At 70.4% G+C, this 24,475-nt stretch carries 27 protein-coding genes, 1 pseudogene and 1 riboswitch; of the genes and pseudogenes, 15 read left to right on the forward strand and 13 right to left on the reverse strand.

The genetic code is table 11. The features are described from left to right. The coding region (locus ACZ5XS_RS10245; RefSeq protein ID WP_468649687.1) for a zinc ribbon domain-containing protein at positions 1-327 on the forward strand (327 nt) is incomplete at its 5' end. On the opposite strand, the gene ACZ5XS_RS10250 is transcribed toward ACZ5XS_RS10245, so the two are convergent. Then, a complete protein-coding gene (locus ACZ5XS_RS10250; protein ID WP_468649689.1) occupies positions 318-983 on the reverse strand; it encodes a maleylpyruvate isomerase family mycothiol-dependent enzyme in 666 nt (221 codons plus the stop codon). The genes ACZ5XS_RS10245 and ACZ5XS_RS10250 overlap by 10 nt on opposite strands. Positions 984-1,030: 47 nt before the next feature. Between ACZ5XS_RS10250 and ACZ5XS_RS10255 the strand changes: the two genes are divergently transcribed. Together ACZ5XS_RS10255 and ACZ5XS_RS10260 are read left to right on the forward strand one after the other, a co-directional pair. Continuing rightward, complete coding sequence (locus tag ACZ5XS_RS10255; RefSeq protein ID WP_468649691.1) at positions 1,031-1,678, forward strand: HD domain-containing protein; 648 nt, start codon at positions 1,031-1,033, stop codon at positions 1,676-1,678. 75 nt (positions 1,679-1,753) lie between these two features. Next, positions 1,754-2,242, forward strand: a pseudogene (locus tag ACZ5XS_RS10260) (GNAT family N-acetyltransferase); the annotation flags it as partial. Here ACZ5XS_RS10260 and ACZ5XS_RS10265 read toward each other — a convergent pair. Together ACZ5XS_RS10265 and ACZ5XS_RS10270 are read right to left on the reverse strand one after the other, a co-directional pair. Continuing rightward, positions 2,224-2,502 (reverse strand): DUF4031 domain-containing protein, encoded by a 279-nt coding sequence (locus ACZ5XS_RS10265; protein ID WP_468649693.1) that lies wholly within the window; start codon positions 2,500-2,502, stop codon positions 2,224-2,226. The pseudogene ACZ5XS_RS10260 and the gene ACZ5XS_RS10265 sit on opposite strands and share 19 nt — an antisense overlap. After that, on the reverse strand, positions 2,499-2,882 hold the full coding sequence (locus ACZ5XS_RS10270; RefSeq protein WP_468649694.1) for a hypothetical protein: 384 nt from the start codon (positions 2,880-2,882) through the stop codon (positions 2,499-2,501). The genes ACZ5XS_RS10265 and ACZ5XS_RS10270 overlap by 4 nt, the downstream gene beginning before the upstream one ends. Positions 2,883-2,937: 55 nt before the next feature. On the opposite strand from ACZ5XS_RS10270, the gene ACZ5XS_RS10275 reads away from it, so the two are divergent. The 4 genes from ACZ5XS_RS10275 (at position 2,938) to ACZ5XS_RS10290 (ending at position 7,369) form a co-directional block, all read left to right on the forward strand. After that, a complete protein-coding gene (locus ACZ5XS_RS10275) occupies positions 2,938-3,831 on the forward strand; it encodes a MurR/RpiR family transcriptional regulator (RefSeq protein ID WP_468649696.1) in 894 nt (297 codons plus the stop codon). 60 nt (positions 3,832-3,891) lie between these two features. Next, a complete protein-coding gene (gene murQ, locus ACZ5XS_RS10280; RefSeq protein ID WP_468649698.1) occupies positions 3,892-4,824 on the forward strand; it encodes an N-acetylmuramic acid 6-phosphate etherase in 933 nt (310 codons plus the stop codon). Positions 4,825-5,048: 224 nt separating this feature from the next. Beyond that, the gene (locus ACZ5XS_RS10285) at positions 5,049-6,230 is read left to right on the forward strand and encodes an alpha/beta hydrolase family protein (RefSeq protein WP_468649700.1); all 1,182 of its coding nucleotides are present in this window, start codon (positions 5,049-5,051) and stop codon (positions 6,228-6,230) included. A 296-nt stretch (positions 6,231-6,526) separates the two neighbouring features. Further along, positions 6,527-7,369: an aldo/keto reductase gene (locus ACZ5XS_RS10290; RefSeq protein ID WP_468649702.1), complete on the forward strand. Its 843-nt coding sequence runs from the start codon at positions 6,527-6,529 to the stop codon at positions 7,367-7,369. Here ACZ5XS_RS10290 and ACZ5XS_RS10295 read toward each other — a convergent pair. Continuing rightward, the gene (locus ACZ5XS_RS10295) at positions 7,341-7,733 is read right to left on the reverse strand and encodes a hypothetical protein (protein ID WP_468649704.1); all 393 of its coding nucleotides are present in this window, start codon (positions 7,731-7,733) and stop codon (positions 7,341-7,343) included. The two genes, ACZ5XS_RS10290 and ACZ5XS_RS10295, sit on opposite strands and share 29 nt — an antisense overlap. A 114-nt stretch (positions 7,734-7,847) precedes the next feature. Between ACZ5XS_RS10295 and ACZ5XS_RS10300 the strand changes: the two genes are divergently transcribed. From ACZ5XS_RS10300 to ACZ5XS_RS10325, 6 genes are all read left to right on the forward strand, one after another. Next, a complete protein-coding gene (locus ACZ5XS_RS10300) occupies positions 7,848-8,687 on the forward strand; it encodes a helix-turn-helix domain-containing protein (protein ID WP_468649706.1) in 840 nt (279 codons plus the stop codon). Next, positions 8,671-8,865, forward strand: a complete 195-nt coding sequence (locus ACZ5XS_RS10305) for a DUF397 domain-containing protein (RefSeq protein ID WP_468649708.1) — start codon at positions 8,671-8,673, stop codon at positions 8,863-8,865. The genes ACZ5XS_RS10300 and ACZ5XS_RS10305 overlap by 17 nt, the downstream gene beginning before the upstream one ends. Before the next feature lie 25 nt (positions 8,866-8,890). Next, entirely contained in the window at positions 8,891-9,427 is a 537-nt protein-coding gene (locus ACZ5XS_RS10310; RefSeq protein WP_468649710.1) for a DinB family protein, read from the forward strand. A gap of 220 nt (positions 9,428-9,647) precedes the next feature. Further along, the gene (locus ACZ5XS_RS10315) at positions 9,648-10,523 is read left to right on the forward strand and encodes a hypothetical protein (protein ID WP_468649712.1); all 876 of its coding nucleotides are present in this window, start codon (positions 9,648-9,650) and stop codon (positions 10,521-10,523) included. A 59-nt stretch (positions 10,524-10,582) separates the two neighbouring features. Then, positions 10,583-11,263, forward strand: coding sequence for a Uma2 family endonuclease (locus tag ACZ5XS_RS10320; RefSeq protein ID WP_468649714.1), 681 nt, complete (start codon positions 10,583-10,585; stop codon positions 11,261-11,263). Then, positions 11,263-11,832: a hypothetical protein gene (locus ACZ5XS_RS10325; RefSeq protein WP_468649716.1), complete on the forward strand. Its 570-nt coding sequence runs from the start codon at positions 11,263-11,265 to the stop codon at positions 11,830-11,832. The genes ACZ5XS_RS10320 and ACZ5XS_RS10325 overlap by 1 nt, the downstream gene beginning before the upstream one ends. An 18-nt stretch (positions 11,833-11,850) precedes the next feature. Here the strand turns inward: ACZ5XS_RS10325 and ACZ5XS_RS10330 are convergent, their stop codons facing one another. The 6 genes from ACZ5XS_RS10330 to thrC form a co-directional block, all read right to left on the reverse strand. After that, positions 11,851-13,416: a carboxylesterase/lipase family protein gene (locus tag ACZ5XS_RS10330; RefSeq protein ID WP_468649718.1), complete on the reverse strand. Its 1,566-nt coding sequence runs from the start codon at positions 13,414-13,416 to the stop codon at positions 11,851-11,853. 80 nt (positions 13,417-13,496) lie between these two features. Beyond that, on the reverse strand, positions 13,497-14,627 hold the full coding sequence (locus ACZ5XS_RS10335) for an NADH:flavin oxidoreductase (RefSeq protein WP_468649720.1): 1,131 nt from the start codon (positions 14,625-14,627) through the stop codon (positions 13,497-13,499). A 188-nt stretch (positions 14,628-14,815) separates the two neighbouring features. Next, positions 14,816-16,441 carry a chaperonin GroEL gene (gene groL / locus ACZ5XS_RS10340; RefSeq protein WP_053749950.1) on the reverse strand — a complete coding sequence of 542 codons (1,626 nt, stop codon included), beginning with the start codon at positions 16,439-16,441 and terminating at the stop codon, positions 14,816-14,818. A gap of 375 nt (positions 16,442-16,816) precedes the next feature. Further along, the gene (locus tag ACZ5XS_RS10345; RefSeq protein WP_007493268.1) at positions 16,817-17,023 is read right to left on the reverse strand and encodes a cold-shock protein; all 207 of its coding nucleotides are present in this window, start codon (positions 17,021-17,023) and stop codon (positions 16,817-16,819) included. Positions 17,024-17,455: 432 nt separating this feature from the next. Continuing rightward, on the reverse strand, positions 17,456-17,731 hold the full coding sequence (locus ACZ5XS_RS10350) for a MoaD/ThiS family protein (RefSeq protein ID WP_053749951.1): 276 nt from the start codon (positions 17,729-17,731) through the stop codon (positions 17,456-17,458). Positions 17,732-17,815: 84 nt separating this feature from the next. Beyond that, positions 17,816-19,099 (reverse strand): threonine synthase, encoded by a 1,284-nt coding sequence (gene thrC / locus ACZ5XS_RS10355; RefSeq protein ID WP_468649723.1) that lies wholly within the window; start codon positions 19,097-19,099, stop codon positions 17,816-17,818. Between the two features lie 17 nt (positions 19,100-19,116). Further along, positions 19,117-19,257: riboswitch (SAM riboswitch) on the reverse strand. 188 nt (positions 19,258-19,445) lie between these two features. On the opposite strand from thrC, the gene ACZ5XS_RS10360 reads away from it, so the two are divergent. Together ACZ5XS_RS10360 and ACZ5XS_RS10365 are read left to right on the forward strand one after the other, a co-directional pair. After that, on the forward strand, positions 19,446-20,417 hold the full coding sequence (locus ACZ5XS_RS10360; RefSeq protein ID WP_217236960.1) for a glucosyl-3-phosphoglycerate synthase: 972 nt from the start codon (positions 19,446-19,448) through the stop codon (positions 20,415-20,417). Between the two features lie 110 nt (positions 20,418-20,527). After that, positions 20,528-21,928: an alpha,alpha-trehalose-phosphate synthase (UDP-forming) gene (locus tag ACZ5XS_RS10365; RefSeq protein ID WP_468649725.1), complete on the forward strand. Its 1,401-nt coding sequence runs from the start codon at positions 20,528-20,530 to the stop codon at positions 21,926-21,928. Here ACZ5XS_RS10365 and otsB read toward each other — a convergent pair. The 3 genes from otsB to ACZ5XS_RS10380 form a co-directional block, all read right to left on the reverse strand. Continuing rightward, positions 21,925-22,773, reverse strand: a complete 849-nt coding sequence (otsB, locus tag ACZ5XS_RS10370) for a trehalose-phosphatase (RefSeq protein WP_468649727.1) — start codon at positions 22,771-22,773, stop codon at positions 21,925-21,927. The genes ACZ5XS_RS10365 and otsB overlap by 4 nt on opposite strands. 59 nt (positions 22,774-22,832) lie before the next feature. Further along, entirely contained in the window at positions 22,833-23,069 is a 237-nt protein-coding gene (locus ACZ5XS_RS10375) for a DUF3263 domain-containing protein (protein ID WP_468649729.1), read from the reverse strand. Positions 23,070-23,132: 63 nt separating this feature from the next. Then, entirely contained in the window at positions 23,133-24,404 is a 1,272-nt protein-coding gene (locus tag ACZ5XS_RS10380; protein ID WP_468649731.1) for an ABC transporter substrate-binding protein, read from the reverse strand. Between the last annotated feature and the right edge of the window lie 71 nt (positions 24,405-24,475).

Consider the following 24,475-nt stretch of genomic DNA (forward strand, 5'->3'; position numbering starts at 1 on the left):
TACAAGTGCGCCTGGTACGGGCGCGAACTCGTGGTGATCGACCGCTGGTTCCCCAGCTCGAAGCTGTGCGGAACCTGCGGCACGGTCGCGGCGAAGATGCCGCTGAACGTCCGCGAGTGGACGTGCGAATGCGGCACCGTACATGACCGCGACGTGAACGCGGCACGCAACATCCTGGCCGCCGGGCTGGCGGCGTCTGCCTGTGGAGACGGTGTAAGACCTCAACGGGAGTCTTCCCGGACGGGGCGGTCGTCGGTGAAGCAGGAAACCCGGCGGGCGACCGCTGGAATCCCCCGCCTTTTAGGCGGGGGAAGAAGTCAACCGTAGATGTTCAGCTCCTCCTCCTTCGCCCCCGCCAGCTCGTACGCCGCTCCCGCCGCCGACCGCCCCGCGTACAGCCGTACGAGGGTGGCGGCGTCGCCGATGTACCGTGCCGGCGGCCGCTCCCCGGGGACACCGCCCAGCCTCAGCGGCTCGTCGACGTCGTCGAGGTCGGCCTGGAGGGGCACGTGGTCGCGCTCCCGGGTGATCCGGACGAGCAGCGCCAGCGCGTCCGGCAGCCCCGGTCCCGCATACGCCCCCGGCTCGCCGAGCGCCTCGCGCACGTCGCCGGCGTGCACCCACTCCCCCAGGGCGATCCCGTCCAGCACCCCGCCCGCGCGGGCGATCACCGCCCCGGCCTCGGTCATCCCGCGCTCCAGCTCGTCGACGATCCGCGCGTTCGGCCAGTCGGCCCGCTCGGCGATGTCCCGGTCGTTCGACTCGGGCGAGAAGACGTCCTTGTCGTACCTGCTCTCCACCACCCGCATCAACGCGGCCGAACAGTGCGCCAGCACATCGCGCACGGTCCAGCCCGGGCACGCGGGGGCCGGCAGGGCGTAGTCCTCGTCGGGCCTGGCCCGCAGCAGCGGGACGAGGACGTCCCGCTCGGCGGTGAGAAGTCGGCCGGGCAGGTCCGGGTCACGTACGTCGGCAGAAGTCATGGGCACCACGCTAGGGGGCACCCTCGGCTCCCGGGGACAATGGAGACATGGCCGATCCAGACGCCCTGCGCACCCGTTTCGCCCGCGCCCTGGAAGGAGCCCGGGGCCGCGAGGCCGCCGGCCCCGACCCGGCGCCGTACGCCGACAACCTGCTGGCGCGCTGGCAGGAGCCGCAGCGCCGCTACCACACGCTGACCCACCTCACCGCGGTCCTCGACCACGTCGACGTCCTGGAGAAGTACGCCGCCGACCCGGACGTCGTCCGCCTCGCCGCCTGGTTCCACGACGCGGTCTACCTCCCCGACCGCTCCGAGAACGAGGAGCGCTCGGCCCGCCTCGCCGAACGCGCCCTGCCCGAGGCGGGGCTCGCGGCGGAGAAGACCGCCGAGGTCGCCCGCCTGGTCCGCCTCACCACCACCCACGACCCGGCCGACGACGACCCGGACGGACAGGTCCTGTGCGACGCCGACCTCGCGATCCTCGCCGCGCCGCCGTCGGCGTACGCCGCGTACACGGCCGCCGTCCGGGAGGAGTACGGCTTCGTCCCGTCCGACGCCTTCCGCGCGGGACGGGCCGCGGTCCTGCGGCAACTCCTCGACCTGCCCAGGCTGTTCAGGACGCCGTACGGGCAGGCGGAGTGGGAGGCGACGGCCCGCTACAACCTCGCCGCCGAGCTGGAACTGCTGACGGGGTGAGCCCGGCCGGAGTAGCGTCACAGGCCCGGACCTCCGCAGGAAGGATCACCCTCCGTGGGCGACGCCCCGATTCGCATCCACTCCGACCGGCTCATCATGCAGGGCGTCACCCCCGCCGCCGCGGCCAACCTGAGCCTGGGCGGTGAGGGCGGGATCGCGTGGGTCGCGGACGGACCGATCCAGGGGACCCGGGACGGTGCCGGGCTGTTGGTGACGGCGTACGAGGCGGGCGTGCACCGGCCGGAGTGGGGGATGTTCGCGCTCGTCCGGCGCGAGGACGGCCTGGCGGTCGGCGCGATGGGCTTCCACGGGCCGCCGGACGAGGAGGGCCGCGTCGAGATCGGCTACGACCTCGCCGAGTCCGCCCGCGGCAACGGCTATGCCACGGAGGCGCTGCGCGCGCTGTCGCGGTGGGCGCTGGCCCGCCCGGAGGTGCGGGTGCTGTTCGCGGTGATCGAGCGGGACAACCTGCCGTCCCAGGGGGTGATCTCGCGAGCCGGGTTCACCCAGGTGAGCGGCGAGGCCGGCGACGACGAGCACTTCGCCTACGAACTGCGCGGCTGATCCCGCCCCTTCCGCCTCCGCAGCCCGGCCCCGTGCAGCAGCCGCACCACCTCGCGGCTGCTGACCTCCACCGCCCCCGCGGCCACCACCTCGGCGTACCGGTCCGACGGGATGTCGTAGTGGTCCCGCTCGAAGGCCCGCGAGGGCACGCCCAACTTCTCGGCGAACGTGTGCAGTTCGTCGTACGAGACGTCGCTGACGAGGTGGGACCACAGACGCCCGTGGCCCGACCAGGTGGGCGGGTCGATGTACACGGTCATGAGGGCGGCGTCCCGCCGGTGGCCGACCCGAGCGCCCCCACCGCGGCCACCTTCACGCCCGCCTTGTGGCACACCCAGTGCGGGTCGGGACCGAGGTCCGGCTCGACCTCCAGGGCGTGCGGGTCGCCGGTGCCGCACACCGGGCACAGCGGCCAGCGGCCGTACCGGTCAAGGAGCGAGTCCTGTACGTCCTGGGCGATCAGCCCGGACACGAAGCCCGCGCCCTCCGGCCACTGCTCGACCCACCAGCGCCGCTGCACGACGGAGTCCTCGACCATCGACACCACATCCGCGGCGGCCACCTCGCCCGCGGCCAGGTCGGCGAGCACGAGGGCGCGCGCCGCGTGCAACGCCTGCTCCAGGGGGCTGATGGGGTCCATGCACCCATTGTGCGCACTCTTGACCACCACACCGAGCCGAAAATATCTTTCAGGTGTGACCCGGGACGTGAAGGAAATTTTCGGCAACAGTCTCGCCGCGAAGGTGCGCACCCTCGCCCCCTCGATGACCCGCTCCATGCAGCGCGTCGCGGAGGCCGTCGCGCACGACCCGGCCGGCTGCGCCGCCCTCACGGTCACCGGTCTCGCCGAACGCACCGGCACCAGCGAGGCGACGGTCGTGCGCACCGCCCGCGTCCTGGGCTACCCCGGCTACCGCGATCTGCGCCTCGCCCTCGCCGGCCTCGCCGCCCAGCAGCAGTCCGGCCGCGCGCCCGCGATCACCACGGACATCGCGGTGGACGACCCCCTCGCCGACGTGGTGGCGAAACTCGCCTGCGACGAACAGCAGACCCTCGCCGACACGGCGGCCGGCCTCGACACCGTGCAGCTCGGGGCGGCAGTGTCCGCGCTGGCGGGGGCACGGCGGACGGACGTGTACGGGGTGGGTGCGAGCGGGCTGGTCGCCCAGGACCTCACCCAGAAGCTGTTGCGCATAGGGCTGATAGCCCACGCCCACAGCGATCCGCACCTCGCCGTCACCAACGCCGTGCAACTGCGGGCGGGGGACGTGGCGATAGCGATCACGCACTCGGGCTCGACCGGTGACGTCATCGAGCCGCTCCGGGTCGCCTTCGAGCACGGGGCGACGACGGTGGCGATCACCGGCCGGCCCGACGGTCCCGTCACGCAGTACGCCGATCATGTGCTGACCACGTCCACGGCTCGCGAGAGTGAACTGAGGCCGGCGGCCATGTCGTCGCGGACCAGCCAGTTGCTGGTGGTGGACTGTCTGCTGGTGGGGGTGGCGCAGCAGACGTACGAGACGGCGGCGCCGGCGCTGGCGGCCTCGTACGAGGCGCTCGCGCACCGGCACCGGCACCGGCGGTAGACCGCGGGGCCGACCGTCAGACCGAAGTGGAACAGCGCAGTGGAAAAGAGCCATCACCCCATGACCTCCACCTCCGACCCCCGTGACCTCCAGGCCCAGTTGGAGGCCCTCACCACCGAGGCCTTCCGCCCCGAGCTCGCCGACATCGACCGGCTGCCCACCCTCGACATCGCCCGTCTCATGAACGGCGAGGACGCCTTCGTGCCGGACGCGGTGGCGCGGCGGCTGCCTCAGATCGCCGCCGCGATCGACGCCGTGGCCGAGCGGATGAGGCGGGGCGGACGGCTGGTCTACGCGGGCGCCGGTACCGCAGGACGGCTCGGGGTGCTGGACGCGTCCGAGTGTCCGCCGACCTTCAACACCGAGCCCGAGCAGGTCGTCGGGCTGATCGCGGGCGGCCGGGAGGCCGTGGTCACCTCCGTCGAAGGGGCCGAGGACTCGGCGGAGCTGGCCCGCGCCGACCTCGACGCCCTCGCCCTGACCGCCGCCGACACCGTGGTCGGCGTCTCCGCCTCCGGCCGTACCCCGTACGCCATCGGCGCGGTGGAACACGCCCGGCAGCAGGGCGCGTTGACCATCGGCCTGGCCTGCAACGCGAACAGCGCGCTCGCGGCGGCAGCCGAGCACGGCATCGAGATCGTCGTCGGCCCCGAACTGCTCACCGGGTCCACCCGCCTGAAGGCGGGCACGGCCCAGAAGCTCGTCCTCAACATGCTGTCGACGATCACGATGATCCGCCTGGGCAAGACGTACGGGAACCTCATGGTCGACGTACGCGCCTCGAACGAGAAGCTGCGCGCCCGCTCCCGCCGCATCGTCGCCCTCGCCACCGGCGCCCGGGACGACGAGATCGAGCGGGCTCTCGCCGCCACCGACGGCGAGGTGAAGAACGCCATCCTGACCCTCCTCGCCGACGTCGACGGCCCGACGGCCGCCCGCCTCCTGGCGGAGTCGGAGGGGCACCTGCGCGTCGCGTTGGCGGCGGCCCGCTGATACGCCAACGGGGCTTGCTAGTGCTGTGACCGCATAGGTTCACCGGGTTGGCGGTCGTGGCGGTTGAATGGGCGGTGACGTCGCCACCGGCTCGTCTCCAAGGTGTAGACCGCCCGCCCACATCTGTGTGATACCGGAGTCTGACGGGATCCGCCGACAGGGGTACGACCAAGTACCCCTGGAGCCGGACGAGTTGCAGAGAGTCAGGGCCTAGCGTCGACTGCATGATCCCCAGACAACGCAGAGCCGCTGTGGCCACTCTGCTCACCCTGGCCCTATCAGCGCCGCTTTTGAGCGCCGCACCGGCCGTGTCCGTCAACGCCGCGCAGATTGCGCCCCAAGTCCCGTACAGCAGCCGGTTAGAACTACCGCCCCCCACCGGTCCGTACCCCGTGGGCCGCCGCACCCTGCACTTGGTCGACCGGCACCGCACCGACCCATGGGTACCGACGGCCGGTAACCGGGAGCTGATGGTGACGGTGTCCTACCCAGCACGTTCGGCGAGTGGATTACCGGCGACATACATGACAGACGAGGAGGCGCAGCTCCTCTTGGCGGCGAGAGGACTCGACGGCGTCGTGCCCCACGAAACGGTTGCCGGGGCACGTACCCATGCGCACGTGGGCGCTCGTCCGGCGCCAGGGCGTTTCCCCATGGTGCTGCTCTCCCCGGGCTTCTCGATGCCGCGCACCACCCTCACCTCGATCGCCGACGATCTCGCGAGTCGCGGCTACGTCGTCGCCTCGGTGGACCACGCATACGAATCCGTCGGCACGGCCTTCCCTGGAGGCCGGACGCTGACCTGTGTGGCCTGTCAACGGGTCGAGACTCAGGAGGAGCGGGCGGCCGTCGTGCACGGCCGGGTCAAAGACATGTCCTTCGTGATCAGCGAGTTGACCAAGGGCCGACAGGCCGGGGCGCTGTCGCATGTGATCGACCCGAGCCGGATCGGAATCGGCGGGCATTCGATCGGGGGTGCAACCGCGGCGGCAACCATGACCGCCGACCGTCGTGTGCGGGCGGGGGTTGACCTGGACGGTAACTTCCTTGTGCTCCCTGCTGCCGCCGGGCTCGGCGGGCGCCCGTTCATGATGCTCGGCGCCGAGTCCACGCACAGCCCCAGCAGCCGGCCAACCGACTGGCCTGAGGCGTGGAAACATCTGAACGGCTGGAAACGCTGGCTGACCGTGGTCGGCGCTGAACACTTCTCCTTCACGGACCTGCCGTATCTGGCCGTGCAGTTGGGCCTGTCGGACCCTGCCATACCGCTGTCCGGAGAACGCGGGTGGTACATAACCCGCGACTACGTTTCAGCCTTCTTTGACCTCCACCTGCGGGGCATATCGCAGCCACTCCTCGATGGTCCCAAGGCCACGCATCCTGAGGTCGCATTCCAGCAGCCGTGACCTGGCATCCGGTAATCGTGCCGCGACCGCATAGGTTCGCCCAGTTGTTCACGCCGCCGTTTTGAGGGGGCGTCCGCCCCAGCGGATGCCTAAACTCGTACTGCCGCGGCGTACGATCTGCTGCAGCCGCTGCCCTTCCTGGTCGGTCAGTCTGCGCACACGGACAGGCTCGGCCACCGCGCCTCCAGCGGTCGGATCGGACGTCACCGCACATCCAACCGCCCCCGACCACCAACACGGCGAACCTACGCGGTCACAGCACTAGCTTGGGTGTTCGACCAGGGGGAGGACCCGAGATGAAGCCCACGACCACGTTCCGTATCGGCTCGGACCTGGAGGTACGGCGGCTCGGATTCGGCGCGATGCGGCTGCCGACCGAGCCGGCGGACGCACGCGCCGCGTCCGTCGCGCTGCTCCGACGGGCGGTCGAACTGGGCGTCACCCTCATCGACACGGCCCACCTGTACGGCTGGGGAGCCAACGAGGAACTGGTCGCCGAGGCGCTGCACCCCAACCCCGCCGGCCTCCTCGTCACCACCAAGGTCGGCGTCGTACGAACGGAGTCGGGCGACTGGTCCTACGACGCCCGCCCGGCCTCCCTCCGCACCCAGGTGGACGAAGCCCTGCGCCGCCTGCGCACGGAGCGCATCGAACTCCTCCAACTCCACCGCATCGACCCGGACACCCCGCTCGCCGACCAGCTGGGAGCGCTGGGCGAACTCCGCTCGGAGGGCAAGATCGGCCGGATCGGCCTGTCCGAGGTGACGGTCGCGGAGCTGGCCGAGGCCCGCTCGATCGTCGACATCGCGAGCGTCCAGAACCGCTACAACCTGCTCGACCGCGAGTACGAGCAGGTACTCAAGGCGTGCGAGGCGGCGGGCATCGCGTTCCTGCCGTGGCGGCCCGTGGCGCCGGGCGCGGCGGAAAAGGACCCCGAGATCACGGCGGTCGCATCGGAGCTGGAGGCGACCCCGACCCAGGTCGCCCTGGCCTGGCTGCTCGCCCACTCGCCGGTGCTGGTGCCGATTCCGGGGACGGCGAGCATCGGCCACCTGGAGGAGAACGTGACGGCGGCGGACATCCGGCTGACCCGGGACCAGTACGACCGCCTCAACAGGGCAGCCGCCCCTCCGCGTTGACCCTGCGCACCCGCGCCCGCAGCACCTCCTCCTGCGGCGCGGGCCCCGTCGACTCCGGCGGACAGTCCCACTCCCGCCCACCGGCGACCGGCCGGAGCTGCACATTGCCACCCACGTGCCCCATGACCTCCCCGAGCCGCCCGTCCCGCACGTCCACGGCATGCGTACCGATCGCCGGCCGCTCCCCGCGCAGGACGGAGGCCAGCCGCTCGGCGGTACGGACGTTGCAGCGCCCGAGCTCGACCAGGGCGAAGGGCTCGTCGCTCGCGCCGGTCACGGGATCGACGCGCAGGGACGGCAGGACGATGCCGACGCCCACGAGGGCCTCCTTCAGGGACGTCACCACTTCTTCGGTCGACCGCACGGCCTTCTCCCTCCACACAGAGTTGATGATTCGCAACACAGCGTGGCCGCCGTATCCCTAGCCTGGCTATACGGGACATCCCAACAACCTCGTCTGTTCAACCGGGAGCCGCACATGCCGGGACCGAACGATCTCGACCCGTCCTCATCACCGCGCGCGCTGCTGGGCGCGGAATTGCGGCACGCGCGTGAGAAGGCCGGACTGAGCCAGGAGCAGATGGGCCAACGGCTGTTCGTGAGCGGGACGTTCGTCGGGCAGTTGGAGGCGGGGACGCGGCGGATGCAGCCGGAGTACGCCCAGTTGCTGGACGAGGTGCTGGGGACTGCGGACTTCTTCCAGCGGAACTGCGGGGTGTCGGCGAAGTCCAAATACCGGGAGCACTTCGCAGAAGCCGCAGAGGCCGAGTCCAGGGCTGTGGCGATCAGGCAGTACGCGTCAATGCTGATCCCCGGACTACTTCAGACACCCGCATACGCACGTGCCGTCTGCCGCGCCTACCAGCCAACAGCGACTGAAGAGGCGATCGAGGAACTGGTGACGGCCCGGATGGAACGAACCCGCATCCTCGGTGATCCAACAAGGCCGTTGTTGTGGGCAGTGATTGACGAAGCCGCGTTGCGCAGAGCCACGGGCGGGGCAGAGGTGATGGCAGAGGCCCTGCGCCACATCGTCAGCCTGGTCCGCCAGAACCGCGTCATCGTGCAAGTACTACCGTTCGACGCGGGAGCCCACCCAGCGATGCAGGGTTCCATCAAGCTGATGGACTTCGAGGACGCCCCTCCGCTGATCTACCTCGAAGGAGTCGACACGGGACGGCTGGAGGACGACCCCGCGAGCGTCGCGCGCTACAGGCTCTACTACGAACTCCTCACGTCCTCAGCGCTCCCACGCGAGAAGTCTCTGGCCGTGATCGAGGCGATGGCGCAGGATTACGCCCATGAGGAACACCCCTGAGACCTGGCGCAAGTCGACGTACAGCGGCGGTACCGGCGACGACTGCCTCGAAGTCGCCGACGGCCACCCCGCCCTCGTCCCCGTCCGCGACTCCAAGCAGCCCCACGGCCCGAAGCTCGTGTTCCGGGCGCAGACCTGGTCGGCATTCGTCGAGGCGGTCATCGAGGTCAGGATCTGACCTCTTTGACTCCTAGCGTGACCCCATGACCGACACCACACACGCCATCATCACCACCGACGAGCGCACCGACCTGCTGGAAGCCCTGGCCCACAGCCGGCACTTCCTGCGCTTCACCACCCGCGAACTCACCGACGAACAGGCCGGACAGCGGACCACCGACAGCGAGCTGTGCCTGGGCGGTCTGATCAAACACGTGACGTCGGTGGAGCGGCACTGGGCGGAGTTCATCCTCAACGGCCCGTCGGCGATGCCCGACTTCACCGCCATGACCGAGGCCGACTTCGCCCGGCGGGCCGACGAGTTCCGGATGCTGCCCGGCGAGACGCTGGCCGGTGTGCTGGCCAACTACGACGAGACGGCCCGCCGGACCGACGAGCTCGTCACGACCCTGCCCGACCTGAACGCCACCCACCCGCTGCCCAAGGCTCCGTGGAACAAGCCCGGAGCTCGATGGTCGGCCCGCAGGGTGCTGCTGCACATCGCGGCCGAGACCGCCCAGCACGCGGGCCACGCCGACATCATCCGCGAGTCCCTGGACGGCGCGAAGAGCATGGGCTGACCGGCCCCGAAGCTCAAGCCTCCAGCTCCGAGCCCTCTTTCTGAGGAATGGGTGGAGGGCCTCAACCCGCCCTCCCACCCCGCGTGTTGACTTGACGCGTTCGGCTTGCCACGCAGAGTCACGATCGTCTAGCGTGCCCAGATAACGAACAGCCCCCGCCAGGTGCTAGCAACACCTGCGGGGGCTTGACCTACGAGATCGAAGGACAAGTTCGATCCCCATGGCTGATGCCCAGCTTAGTGCTGCCCTCCTGCCCGCGCACGCCCTCTCCCACCCGATGGCCAATCCGGGCTACGGAAAACGCTCCACCCCCGGCCAACGCCCCCGCACCGCGACCGACTTCGCCCATCTCCCGCCCCGCGAAGCCGCCATCGCCGCGTACCTCGACCGGCTCCCCGACGGCGCCGACATCTCCGTAAAGACGCTGGCCAAGGTGCTGCCGTACGGACAGTGCGCGCTCCGCACGGCCCTCAACCGCCTCCAGCAGGCGGGGCACTTGCGGCGGGGACGCGAACATCTGACCGTCGAGTCCTCCGGCTCCCGTTGGATCACTCGATCGTGGTGGTCCCGTACCGCCCGCGACGACGACTGGTGGGCGGCCTTCGCACGAGGTGACGTGCCGGAAGAATCCCGGCCGTCCCCGCCGACCCGCTCCCGCGCCTACATCCTCCTCGCGGCCCTCGGTCGCGAGACCCCCGCGCTCTCCCTCTCCGCCGCCGACTGCGCGGCCCTCGCTCCCCTGGTGACCGAGTGGTACGCCCGCGGCGCCACCGACACTGCCGTACGCCACGCCCTGACCGCCGGCCTGCCCACCCCGGTCCACCACCCGGCCGCCCTCGTCCGCAGGCGCCTGACCACGAAGCTCCCGCCCGAGCCCGCACCGGCCCCGCGCCCACCCCTCCGCATCCTGGAGTGCGCCAAGTGCGGCACCCCGGGCCGCCCGGAGGCGTTGCCGGGTGGCCGATGCAGCGTGTGCCGGGGCGAACGCGCCCCTGCCCAATCCAGTGCCCCCCTGCCCGCACCCGCGATCCACGCCCGCGCGGCCGAGATCCGCACCGCGATGTCCCAGCGACGCCGAGAGAAGGCACCCACATGACGGCTCCTACGGTCCGACGCCACCAGCTCGGGGCACGATGGACGGAAGGAGGCGACGCCATGACCCCAGACACGACCGACCGCCCGCAGATGGATGTCGAAGACTTCGACGAACTCGTTCGCAGGGCTCCGAGGGAGATCCGGAACAGGTTGGAGTTTCTGGGAGGGCGGCTGTGTATCCGGCACGGCCGCCTCGACGTGGACGAGTTCGAGGAGCTTGCTGCGGTGGCTCCCGAGACGGTGCGGCTGGAGTACATCAATGGAAAGGTAGAGGTCAAGGCTGTGCCGGACGGCAACCACCGCTCGATCTTCATGTGGCTGCTGCGTCAATGCATGCGGCACCGCCCTGACCTGGACCTCGTGCCTGAGTCAGGCGTCAAAGCGGAGGCGTACCGCAAGGGCCGCGCTCGAACGGACGGGACTCTCGTGCCGGTGGGCCACTTCCGTGGCGACGGCGAGTGGTCCGACCCCGACGGCTCTCTCATGGCCGTCGAGATCACCTCCCGTGACCGCGACACCAACCAGCGCGACCGCATCGACAAGCCCATCGGCTACGCGGAAGCCGACATCCCCGTCTACCTCCTGATCGACCGCGACAACAACACGGTCACCGTCTTCAGCGAGCCCAAGGACGGCCGCTACCAGCAGTCCGTCTCCTACCCTTGGGGAGACACGGTCGAGCTGCCCTCCCCCGTCGGTATCACCCTCGACACCGAAAAACTCAAGGACTACGCGGACTGATGAATCACGCCCAGCTCACCGCCCTGGGCCGAGCCCTGCGTCTCCTCGGAGAGCACGGCGAGGCCCTCACCGGTGACACCCCCGACACCCGGCTGCACGAGGTCAAGGCGGACCTCAAGCGCGCCCTGGACCTGCTGGCGGACAGCGTCACCGGGGCCGTGCCCTCCACGCGATGCCCCGAGCACCCCAACGGGCCCGTCGACGAGAACGCCCACGATCTCTGCCTGCTCTGCGAGACCCGGCGCCGCGCGGCCCGCCGCTCCGAGTACAACGGGCCCTCCGCGCAACCGCACACGAGCGACCCCACGCCCTCCCGGTACGGCGTGCGCGAGGACCGGCCGCAGCCCCAGCAGCGCTGGCTGCCGGAGCTGTGGAACGGACAGGCGTGGCAGCTGTGCGGGACCCCGCGCCGGGACCGGCACGAGGCCGAGCTCTATCTCGCCGCCCAGCGGCGCGGCCCCCGGGCGGCCATGGCCTACCGGCTCGTGCACGAGTTCACCGACTACGAGGTGCTGCGGGTGTGGGGCACCCCGGTCCGCGTCGACATCGAGCCGCTCGGGAACCTGTAGAAGCCCCCGGCCCCGGTCTCAGCCCAGCAGCGGCATCGGCGGGAACTCGTACCCCTCCCACAGCCGCCTCGACGCCTCCTCCGGATAGGCCCGCACCTGCGGCTCCGCGTCCAGCACCTGCACCAGCCGCTCCTCGGTGCCGTACGCCGGCCAGCCCGGGTCGCCCGTCCTCGCGAACGCCGTCCAGGACTCCCGGAAGCGGTACGACAGCGCCTCGGCCTCCGGCGGGACCTCGCCGCCGGGGAACAGCATGAGGCCGACATCGGCGGTGAACGTGCCGAAGAGCAGCGGGATGTCCAGCGCGTGGCAGGCACCCAGCGCGCCCCCGCCGCCCGGCGCCGTCCAGGTCAGTTCGTAGACGTGGGCGCGGCCGCCGCCCGCGAGCTGGGCCTCGGCCAGGTGGTGGCTGGGCATGCCGAAGAGCCAGTCGGTCTGGACGCGTTCGAACAGCTCACCCGGTGAGGCGTCGGGGAAGGCCGCGCGGTAACCGTCCTCCCCCGTCTCCCCCGCCTCCCCCGGCGCGAACAGCCGCAGTGCCCACCGGGCCTGCTCCTCCGTGATGTTCCCCAGCTGCCCGCCCATCGCCAGGAACAGCCGGAACTCGTCCCGGTTGTGGCCGACGACGAGCTCCACGTCCCGGCCCGCCCCGGCCGCCAGCGCCTGCCAGGGCGTGACCGGCAGCACCTCGCCGTCGACGACGGGAGAGAAGGGGGTGAGCGTCGGGGCGGCCCGGCCCCACCTGTCCAGGTACTGCATCATCTTCCCGCCCAGCGCCTCGCCCGCGGAGGGGAGTGTGCGCGGGTCCATGCTCGACAGGTCCGCAGCCGTCGGCCGCAGGCCCGCCTCCTGCGCGATCGCCGTCGCGATGTCACGGGCCAGGGCGTCGGAGAAGTACGTGCCGGGCACGCTCTGGGCGATGGCCCGCCGGAACAGGCCGGACGCGCTCGGCATGGCCAGCAGCGCCGCCACCGATCCGGCGCCGGCCGACTCGCCGAAGACGGTCACCTGGCCGGGGTCGCCGCCGAACGCCGTGATGTTGTCCCGTACCCACTGGAGCGCGGCGACCTGGTCGAGCAGGCCGCGGTTGGCGGGCGCCCCGTCGAGGTGGGCGAAACCCTCGATGCCTACGCGGTAGTTCAGGCTGACGACCACGACGTCGCCGTCGTGCGCGATGTGCCGGGCGTCGTAGCCGGGGCTGCCGGCGTGGCCGAGCTTGTAGGCACCGCCGTAGATCCACACCATGACCGGGCGGTGGGCGGCCGGGTCCGGGTCGGGCGTCCAGACGTTGACCGTCAGCCAGTCGTCGCCCAGGGGCACGTCCAGGCCCGCGCCGCCCCGGCCGAGGAAGGCCGCCTCCTGTGGGGGCGGCGGGCCGAAGGCGTACGCGTCGCGTATGCCGTCCCACGCCGGGGCCGGGCGCGGCGCCTGGAAACGGGCCTCACCGACCGGCGGGGCGGCGAACGGGATACCGCGGAAGACGGTCAGCGCCCCCTCCCGGCGCCCGCGCACCACCCCGCCTTCGGTACGGACCACAGGCGGGGCGGAGTCGGTCGTGGTGGGGTCTCGGGGCTCGGTCGTCGTCATCGTCGGCGCACTCCTCGCGATCGTTGCCTTACTGAATCATTGCCTTTGGCCATGACTCAGGACAAGCGATCGCGCACCGGTCAGGACAGGGTCGCCAGCGCCGCCGCGTCGTACGGCTGCAGCTCGTCGAAGCGGTCGGAGAGCACCTTCGCCGCCCACTCCGGGTCCTGGAGCAGGGCGCGGCCCACGGCGATCAGGTCGAACTCCTCGGCCTCCAGCCGGTCGAGCAGGTCGTCGATGCCCTTGACCGGGGCGCCCTCGCCCTGGAAGCCCTTGAGGAAGTCGCCGTCGAGGCCGACCGAGCCGACGGTGATGACGGGCTTGCCGGTGAGCTTCCTGGTCCAGCCGGCCAGGTTGAGGTCCGAGCCGTCGAACTCGGGCAGCCAGTAGCGGCGGGTGGAGGCGTGGAAGGCGTCGACGCCGGCCGCGGCGAGCGGGGCGAGGACCGCCTCCAACTCCTCGGGGGTCTCGGCGAGGCGGGCGCGGTAGGCCTCCTGCTTCCACTGGGAGTAGCGGAAGATGACCGGGAAGTCGGCCGAGACGGTCTCGCGGACCGCCGCCACGAGCTCCTCGGCGAACCTGGCGCGGGCCACCGGGTCGCCGCCGTAGGCGTCGGTGCGGCGGTTGGTGCCGGCCCACAGGAACTGGTCGACGAGGTAGCCGTGGGCGCCGTGGATCTCCACGCCGTCGAAGCCGATGCGCTCGGCGGCCGCGGCGGCCTCGGCGAACGCGCCGATGACGTCGTCCAGGTCGCGCTGGGTCATCGCCTTGCCGGTGGGCTCGTCGGCGCCGAGGCGCAGGCCGGAGGGGCCGACGGCGGGGGCGTCGGCGTAGGGCGGCTGGCCCTGCTCGCGCACCATGCCGATGTGCCACAGCTGCGGCACGATGGTGCCGCCCGCCGCGTGCACGTCCGCCGCCACCTTCGTCCAGCCCGCGAGCTGCTCCTCGCCGTGGAAGCGCGGGATGCTGTCGCTCTGCCCCGCCGACTCGTGGCCGACGTAGGTGCCCTCGGTGACGATGAGGCCGACGCCCGCGGCGGCGCGGCGCGCGTAGTACGACGCCACGTCCGCGCCGGGGATGCCGCCCGGGGAGAACGCGCGGGTCATGGGCGCCATCGCGATGCGGTTCGGGACGGTCAGGCCGTTGATCGCGGTCGGCCGGGAGAGGATGCGGGCCGCGCGGGAGGTGGACTCGGTGGTGGTGGCGGTCACGTGAGGGCTCCAATAAGACCAGACGGTATGTGCACGCGCATATACGGTACGCAGGTTTCAACCGGCCCACCGGTCGCCGCATTCCGCCTGGGTTGTGATCCCGGACACGCCCGAGGGCGGCACCCCCTGTCTCCAGGGAGTACCGCCCTCGGCGTCGTACAGCGATGAACTCGCGATCCTCGGGAGGATCAGAAGTCCATGTCACCGCCCGGCATGCCGCCGCCGGCCGGGGCAGCGCCCGCCTTCTCCGGCTTGTCGGCGATGACGGCCTCGGTGGTGAGGAACAGCGCGGCGATGGAGGCGGCGTTCTGCAGGGCAGAGCGCGTCACCTTCGCCGGGTCGATGATGCCTTCGGCGATCATGTCGACGTACTCACCGGTCGCGGCGTTCAGGCCGTGGCCGACGGGCAGGTTGCGCACCTTCTCGACGATGACGCCACCCTCGAGGCCACCGTTGACGGCGATCTGCTTGAGCGGGGCCTCCAGGGCCAGCTTCACGGCGTTGGCGCCGGTCAGCTCGTCACCCTCGAGGTCCAGCTTCTCGAAGACCGAGGAGGCCTGGATGAGGGCCACGCCACCACCGGCGACGATGCCCTCCTCGACGGCCGCCTTCGCGTTGCGAACGGCGTCCTCGATGCGGTGCTTGCGCTCCTTGAGCTCGACCTCGGTCGCGGCACCGGCCTTGATGACGGCCACGCCGCCCGCGAGCTTCGCCAGGCGCTCCTGGAGCTTCTCGCGGTCGTAGTCGGAGTCGCTGTTCTCGATCTCGGCGCGGATCTGGTTGACCCGGCCCTGAACCTGCTCGGAGGAGCCGGCACCGTCGACGATGGTGGTCTCGTCCTTGGTGATGACGACCTTGCGGGCACGGCCCAGGAGGTCGATGGAGGTGTTCTCCAGCTTGAGGCCGACCTCCTCGGAGATGACCTCGCCGCCGGTGAGGATGGCGATGTCGTTCAGCATCGCCTTGCGGCGGTCACCGAAGCCCGGGGCCTTGACGGCGACGGACTTGAAGGTGCCACGGATCTTGTTGACGACCAGGGTCGACAGGGCCTCGCCCTCGACGTCCTCGGCGATGATCAGCAGCGGCTTGCCCGACTGCATGACCTTCTCCAGGAGCGGGAGCAGGTCCTTGACGGAGCCGATCTTGGAGTTGGCGATCAGGATGTACGGGTCGTCGAGCGACGCCTCCATACGCTCCATGTCGGTCGCGAAGTACGCCGAGATGTAGCCCTTGTCGAAGCGCATACCCTCGGTGAGCTCAAGCTCGAGACCGAAGGTCTGGGACTCCTCGACGGTGATGACGCCTTCCTTGCCGACCTTGTCCATCGCCTCGGCGATGAGCTCGCCGATCTGGGTGTCGGCGGCGGAGATGGAGGCCGTGGAGGCGATCTGCTCCTTGGTCTCGACATCCTTGGCCTGCTCGAGCAGGGCACCGGAGACGGCCTCGACGGCCTTCTCGATACCGCGCTTGAGGGCCATCGGGTTGGCGCCGGCGGCTACGTTGCGCAGACCCTCGCGCACGAGCGCCTGGGCGAGCACGGTCGCCGTGGTCGTTCCGTCGCCGGCGACGTCGTCCGTCTTCTTGGCGACTTCCTTGACCAGCTCGGCGCCGATCTTCTCGTACGGGTCCTCGAGCTCGATCTCCTTGGCGATGGAAACACCATCGTTGGTGATCGTGGGCGCGCCCCACTTCTTCTCGAGGACGACGTTGCGGCCCTTGGGGCCAAGGGTGACCTTGACGGCGTCGGCGAGCTGGTTCATCCCGCGCTCGAGACCGCGCCGTGCCTCCTCGTCGAACGCGATGATCTTGGCCATGTGAAGTGGTCCTCCCGGACAGGGGGTGGATTTCTCCGGACCGCGCTGGCGCCCGCGACGGACGGCCTGCCTGCCTCGTGGTTCCTTGCCCCACTTGGCCTGCGGGCCTCACCGACCCGGTCCTCGTTGTCACTCTCACCTTCAGAGTGCTAACGCCAATGATTAGCACTCGCCCCTCGAGAGTGCAAGCGCCCGCGAAGCGGGCTCGTTGAGGGGTGGCGGTCGGGCGACGGGTGGGCGCAAGCGCCCGCCGGGGAACGGTCCGCGCCGCGGCGACCTGTTCCGGACATGCCGAAGGGCTCGTAACCCATGACTCCCCATGGGATACGAGCCCTCCGAAGAACAGAAGAACGTCGCTGTCAGTCGGCGCGTGCTTCAGCCGGTCGCCAGTCGGACCATGTCCGCCTGCGGCCCTTTCTGGCCCTGCGAGATCTCAAAATCGACCCGCTGGCCTTCCTCCAGGGTGCGGTAGCCGTCCATCTGAATCGCGCTGTAGTGGACGAAAACATCCGCACCACCGTCGACCGCGATGAAGCCGTACCCCTTCTCCGCGTTGAACCACTTGACGGTGCCCTGAGCCATGCCTAACTCCCCTATTACTGGCCCTTGCACAGATCCACACTTCGCGGATCCGGGTCAGACCTCACCCCCCACATGGTTGGGGGCGTGCGCCGGAACGCGTCGACCGCGGCCGAATGTATCTGTCCAACTGCCCTCTGCAACAGGTCAATCGGACGAGAATTCTGGACGCGCACGGTCCGGAATGTGGTGAGAATTCACCCGAATTCGGGGCAAGTCGGGCCCCACAAAAAGCACAAAAGCCGCGAAAGAAGCACACACTTTGGCTACTTCTTATCGGGCGCAAGGGGGAAATCAAGGGCTTCCGACCCGGGGATCGGCATCGCGTTCCCCAACTGTACCGCGCTCAACCACATTGAATTGCCCCCTCCGCTTCTCTCGCGGAGGGGGCAATTCAACGAAACTCTCGGTAACCTGCGTTACCGACGGTAATAATCAGCCGCCGGCGACGGCCGGAATGATCGAGACACCGGCGCCGTCCGGGGTCGCGGTCTCCAGGCCCTGCTCGAAGCGGACGTCGTCGTCGTTGACGTACACATTGACGAACCGGCGCAGCTTGCCCTGGTCGTCGAGCACCCGGGCGGCGATGCCCGTGTGGTTCTTCTCCAGGTCGGTGATGACCTCGGCGAGGGTGGCCCCCTCGGCGGCGACCTCGGCCTTGCCACCGGTGTAGGTGCGCAGGATGGTGGGGATGCGGACGGTGACGCTCATTCTTATGACCTCCGGTCAGGTGATCGCCCTCAGGGGCGCGGGGAACTGCGCGACCAGCCCCCACCGGCCCGCAGACGAAAACGGCTAGACGAGGCCGGCCTCGCGGAACGACTCCAGGTTCGGACGAATGGTCGCGGTCAGCCCCGTCCCCGCGACCGCGTCCAGCGTCTTGAGACCGTCACCCGTGTTCAGCACGACCGTGGTCTTCGTCGGGTCGAGGAGACCACTCTCGATCAGCTTGCGGGTCACACCCACGGTCACGCCCCCGGCGGTCTCCGCGAAGATGCCCTCCGTGCGGGCGAGGAGCTTGATCGCGTCCACGATCTGCTCGTCGTTCACATCCTCCACCGCACCGCCCGTACGCCGCGCGATGTCGAGCACGTACGGCCCGTCCGCCGGGTTGCCGATGGCGAGCGACTTGGCGATGGTGTCCGGCTTCTGCGGGCGGACGACGTCGTGCCCGGCCTTGTAGGCGACGGACACCGGCGAGCAGCCCTCGGCCTGCGCACCGAAGATCTTGTACGGCTTGTCCTCGACGAGCCCGAGCTTGATCAGCTCCTGCAGGCCCTTGTCGATCTTCGTGAGCTGCGAGCCGGAGGCGATCGGGACGACCAGCTGGTCCGGGAGCCGCCAGCCGAGCTGCTCGCAGATCTCGTACGCGAGGGTCTTGGAGCCCTCGGCGTAGTACGGCCGCAGATTGACGTTGACGAAGCCCCAGCCCTCGCCGGCCGGGTCGCCGATCAGCTCGGAGCAGAAGCGGTTCACGTCGTCGTAGTTGCCCTCGATGCCGACGAGCTCGCCGCCGTAGACGGCGGCCATGACGATCTTGCCCTGCTCCAGGTCGTGCGGGATGAACACGCAGGAGCGGAAGCCCGCGCGGGCGGCGGCGGCGCCGACGGCACCGGCCAGGTTGCCCGTGGAGGAGCAGGAGAGGGTGGTGAAGTGGAAGGCGCGGGCGGCCTCGATGGCCTGGGCGACGACGCGGTCCTTGAAGGAGTGCGTCGGGTTGCCGGAGTCGTCCTTGACGAAGAGCTTGCCGGCGTCGACGCCCAGCTCGCGGCCGAGGTTGTCGGCCTGGACGAGCTTGGTCCAGCCGGGGTTGATGTTGGGCTTGTCCGCCACGTCGGCCGGGACCGGCAGCAGCGGCGCGTAGCGCCAGATGTTCGCGGGTCCCGCCTCGATCCGCTTGCGGAGTTCCTCCGTGTCGTACGCGGAGAAGTCGTAGGCGATCTCGAGCGGGCCGAAACACTCCTCGCAGGCGAAGACCGGGCCGAGGGGCACGCGGTGACCGCACTCGCGGCAGCTCAGCGCTGCGGCGGGGCCGAGGTCTACGGTGTTCGTGGTGCTTGCATCAGTCTGCACAGCCATGGAGGCGAGGCCCTTTCTCCTCATCTTCCTCACGACGCACTTCGCCGTGAGACGGATTTGGCACCTTCCCTAGTCGGGAGCCTCGCTGGTGACGAGAACCGACTGGAGGGTTGCCGGGGCTTCATCGGGCCGTATCCCTCTGCCCCTCTGGATGAGCGGTATGTAGTTGTTGATCGTTGAAACGGAACGCGGACCCCGACATGCGATGGTCATCAGCGTTGTCCAAGACTGTAACCGAAGGCCAGGACAGTTGAGATAGCCGTCCGAACCGCGAGATGGATCACATGTTCTCCCAAGGGAGCATGGATCACCCGCTCGCCGAGAGAACGCAGAGGAGCCGCGCACCGTGCTGAATGAGGTCGAGCGTTGGCTGAGCACTCGCTCCTGGTCGAAGACCGATCGCCCGCTCCACAAGATCCTGGCCGCGAAACGCGCCACGCGACAGTCGGTAAGTGTCGTACTGCCCGCGCTCAACGAGGAAGAGACGGTCGGTGACATCGTCGCCGTGATCCGTCACGACCTCATGCAACAGGTCCCGCTCGTCGACGAGATCGTCGTCGTCGATTCGGGGTCGACCGACCGCACCTCCGAGGTGGCAGCCGCCGCGGGGGCCCGGGTCGTCCACCGCGACGACATACTCCCCCGCATCCCGATCGCCCCCGGCAAGGGCGAAGTGCTCTGGCGCTCGCTCCTGGCCACCAACGGCGACATCATCTGCTTCATCGACGCCGACCTGAAGGAGTTCTCCTCCGACTTCGTCTCCGGGATCGTGGGGCCGCTGCTCACCGAACCCGGGGTCCAGCTGGTCAAGGGGATGTACGACCGTCCCCTCGGCACTGAGTTGGATTCGCCCGCCTCCGGCAGGACGGCCGGCCAGGGCGGCCGGGTCACGGAACTGATGGCCCGCCCGCTGCTGAACATGCACTGGCCGCAGCTGGCCGGTTTCGTCCAGCCGCTCGGCGGCGAGTACGCGGCCCGCCGCTCGCTCCTGGAACAGCTCCCCTTCCCGGTGGGCTACGGCGTGGAGCTGGGCATGCTGATCGACTCCCTGCACCTGGTGGGCCTCGACGCACTGGCCCAGGTCGACGTGGGGGTGCGCAAGCACCGCCACCAGGACGGCCAGGCGCTGGGCCGGATGTCCGCCGCGATCTACCGCACGGCCCAGCTGCGGCTGGCCCGCGGGCACCTCGTCCGGCCCTCCCTCACCCAGTTCGAACGGGGTGAGGACGGCTTCGAGCCGCGTACCTACTCCGTGGACACGGAGGAGCGGCCGCCGATGGTGGAGATCGCGGAGTACGCGCATCGAAAGGTCGCCTGACCGGGCGTGTCCCGGCCTCCGAGGGCCGTACAGAGCCGTGCAGGGCCGTTTACGGCCCTCGGAGCCGCCCGAACGTTTGAGTGTTTCCGGGCCAGGCTAAGTTGAGGCGTATGGCTTCCACGCACCATGCTGAGGTACTTGTCGCGTCCAACCGCGGCCCGGTTTCGTACGAGGTACGCCCGGACGGTGCGGACGGCTCGCTCCACGCCAAAAGGGGTGGCGGCGGGCTGGTCTCGGGTCTGTCCGCCATCGGACCCGACGCGGGCGCCCTGTGGGTGTGCTCGGCGCTGAGCGACGGCGACCGCGAGGCGGTGCGGCGCGGCGTCGGCGAGCCGGGCGTCCACATGCTCGACATCCCCGCCGACGTGCACGCCGACGCGTACAACGGCATCGCCAACTCCGTGCTGTGGTTCGTCCACCACATGCTGTACCAGACCCCGCTGGAGCCGGTCTTCGACGCGGAGTTCCGGCGGCAGTGGGCGTCGTACGAGACGTACAACCGCGCGTTCGCCGAGGCGCTGGCCGAGCACGCCGCCCAGGGGGCCGCGGTCGTCGTACAGGACTACCACCTCACCCTGGTCCCGGGCATGCTCCGCGAGCTGCGCCCGGACCTGCGGATCGGCCACTTCTCCCACACGCCGTGGGCGCCGCCGGAGTACTTCCGGATGCTGCCGGACGACATCGCCGGGCAGATCCTGCGCGGCATGCTCGGCGCGGACCGGCTCGGCTTCCTCACCCGCCGCTGGGCGGACGCCTTCACCGCGTGCTGTACGGAGTTCGCCGGGGGCCTCGGCGACACCCAAATCGGCGTGCACGGACTGGGCGCGGACGCGGACTTCCTGCGCGAGCGGTCGCACGAGACGGACGTCGAGGAGCGCATGACGGCCCTGCGGGCGGAGATCGGCGAGGGCCGCCGCGCCATCGTCCGCGTCGACCGCACCGAGCTGTCCAAGAACATCGTGCGCGGCCTGCTCGCCTACCGGCAGCTGCTCGTCGACCACCCGGAGTGGCGTGAGCGGGTGGTGCACGTGGCGTTCGCGTACCCGTCCCGCCAGGACCTCGCCGTGTACCGCACCTACATGGCGGAGGTGCAGCGGCTGGCGGACGAGATCAACACGGAGTACGGCACGCCGGGCTGGACCCCGGTCCTGCTGCACCTCAAGGACGACTTCGCGCGCTCCCTGGCCGCGTACCGTCTCGCCGACGTGGCCCTCGTCAACCCCATCCGGGACGGCATGAACCTCGTCGCCAAGGAGGTGCCGCTGGTCTCCGACGAGGGATGCGTGCTGGTGCTGTCCCGGGAGGCGGGGGCGTTCGAGGAGCTGGGCGAGGACGCGATCGCCGTCAATCCGTACGACGTGGTCGGCACGGCGGACGCGCTGCACCGGGCGCTGACCATGCCGACGGGCGAACGCGCCGAGCGGACGAAGCGGCTCACCGCGGCGGCGACCGCCCTGCCGCCGGCGCGATGGTTCCTGGACCAGCTGGATGCGCTGCGCCGCCTGGGCTAGGGCCGGCCGATCCGCTCCGCGAGAGCCCTCAGCACTCCTACGACCCCTTCCGGGCCGTCGACGACCACGTCCGCCCGCTTCCGCAGCTCGGTGACCTCGTCGCTGCCGCTGCAGACGAGCAGGCCGGGTGTGCCGTCGGAGCGGAGTTCGTCCACGGCGGCGAAGGCGGGGAGGTCGCCGAGGTCGTCGCCGGCGTAGAGGACCGACGTGGCGTCGATCTCCCGGACGTACTCCCGGAGGGCGACGCCCTTGTCCATGCCCGGCGGGCGGAGTTCGAGGACGAGTCGGCCGGGCTCGACGATCAGTCCGTGGCGGGCGGCCAGCTCGGTGAGAGGGATGCGCAGGGCCTCGAAGGCGGCCTGCGGATCGGCGGCCCGGCGAGTGTGCACGGCGACCGCGCGCCCCTTCTCCTCGACCCACGCCCCTTCCCGGACACCGGCCTCGTCGAGTACTCCCGGCAGCTCCGCCCGGACGGCGGCGACACCGGGGTGCGGGGCGGGTGCGCTGACGGTCCCGGTACGGGCGTCCCAGCGCTCGGCGCCGTAGTGCCCGAGGACGACGAGGTGTTCGAGACCGGGCACCCCGGCGAAGCCGCCGTGCCGAACGGCCACCGCGGCCGGACGCCCGGTGACCACGGCGACGGCGCCGACCTTCGGAGCGAGCGCGGCCAGCGCGGGTACGGCGTCCGGGTGGGCCCGGGCCTGCTCCGGATCCGCCACGATCGGTGCGAGGGTGCCGTCGAAGTCGACGGCGACGACCGCGCGCCCGGGTTGAGCGAGGAGGGTGTCGAGCCCGTCCCGCCCTGCGGGCGTCGCAGGTGTCGGCAGAGGGTCAGTGACGTCCATGAGTCGACCTTACCGGCGCTTCCCCACCCCCTGGGACGGGGCCGACAGGGGCGGCGCCCCTACCGCTCCGCCCGTCTCGCGTCCCGTACCCGCCGCAACCTGTTCACCGTCACCGGGTCGAACGCCAGCGCCCGCGCATCGTCCAGCAGCGCGTTCAGCAGCTGGTAGTAGCGCACCGGCGCCAGCCCCAGCTCCTCCCGTATCGCCCGCTCCTTCACGCCGGGTCCGCTGAAGCCCCGTCGTTCCAGCGCGAGGATCTCCCGCTCCCGGCGGTCCAGCCGCTGCTCCTCGTCCATGCCCGCACGCTAGCCGCCGGCACTGACAGTGGCCCACCGCGAGCCGCCGGCACCGGCAGTCGCCTACCGCGCGGCCTGCGCCTGGGCGGCCGTCGTCTGCAGGCGGCTCAGCACGGCGGCCGGGCTCCCGCCCGACGCGACGGCCTGCCCGATGCCCCTCTTCACGGCCGCGCTGACCCGCGCCCAGGACGTCTCCCCCACCGGATACGTCTCGGACAGCGGCAGCTCGTCCAGGAACGGCTTGAGGTCGGCGTCCTGCTTCGCCGCGCTCATGACCTCGGACGCGGAGTTGGTGACCGGGAGCAGGTCGTACTCCCGGGAGAAGGCGAGGACGTTCTTCTCGCTGTAGACGAAGTCGAGGAAGTCGCCGATCTGCTCGGCGTGCCCGTTCTTCTTGAAGGCGGTCATCCAGTCGGCGACCCCCATGGAGATCTTGTTCTGGCCGTCCTCGCCGGGCATCGGCACCATGCCGAACTTCACGCCCTTCCTCTCGGCCATCTTCATCAGCGAGGGGTGCCCGTTGAGCATGCCGACGTCCCCGTTCGCGAACGCGGCGAACGCGTCGGCCCGGTTGAGCCTGCCGGGGGCGACCGGCCCGGTCAGCCCCTTGCCGACGAGGTCGTCCTTGAGCCAGGTGAAGGTGTCGACGTTCTCCGAGGAGTCGATGCTGTACGTGCCGAGCGTGTCGGTGTAACCGCCACCGCCGCCGAGCAGCCACTGCATGGTCTCGGCCTGCGCCTCCTCCGGCCCGAGGGGCAGCGCGTAGGGGTACTTCACGCCCTCCGCCTTGAGCGCCTCGGCGTTCGCGGCGAGCTCCTCCCAGGTCGTCGGCGGGGTGAGGCCGGCCTCGGTGAAGAGGGTCTTGTTGTAGAAGAGCAGCCTCGTGGAGGCGGCGAACGGCAGCCCGTACTGGACGCCGTTGACCTCGCCCGCGTTGGACAGCTGGGAGATCCAGTCGGCCTGGACGGGGATGGAGACGAGGTCGTCGGCCTTGTAGAGCTGGTCCGCGTCCGCGTAGTCGGCGTACGCGCCGATCTGCGCCATGTCGGGCGCCTTGCCGGCGTCGACCAGTTCCCTGACCTCGCGGTCGACGTCGTTCCAGGAGTGGACGCTCACGTCGACCTGCACGCCGTCGTGCGTCGACTCGTACTCCTCGACCAGGGCGTCCCAGTACTTCCGGGAGCTGTTGGCCGTGCTGTCGCCGTAGTCGGCGGCGACCAGCCTCAGCGTCACCTCGCCGGACTCGCCGGTGAGGCCGCAGCCGCCCAGGACCGCCGTCAGGCCCAGTGCGGACACCGCCGCGATCGTTCCCGCCCTACCCCGCTGCACTGCCATCGCTCCAACATTGTTGATCATCGAAACTCTCGAAAGGTCATACATATTAATTCCATAAGGTCTACACCACG

It is taken from the genome of Streptomyces sp. NPDC033131 (assembly GCF_055578365.1).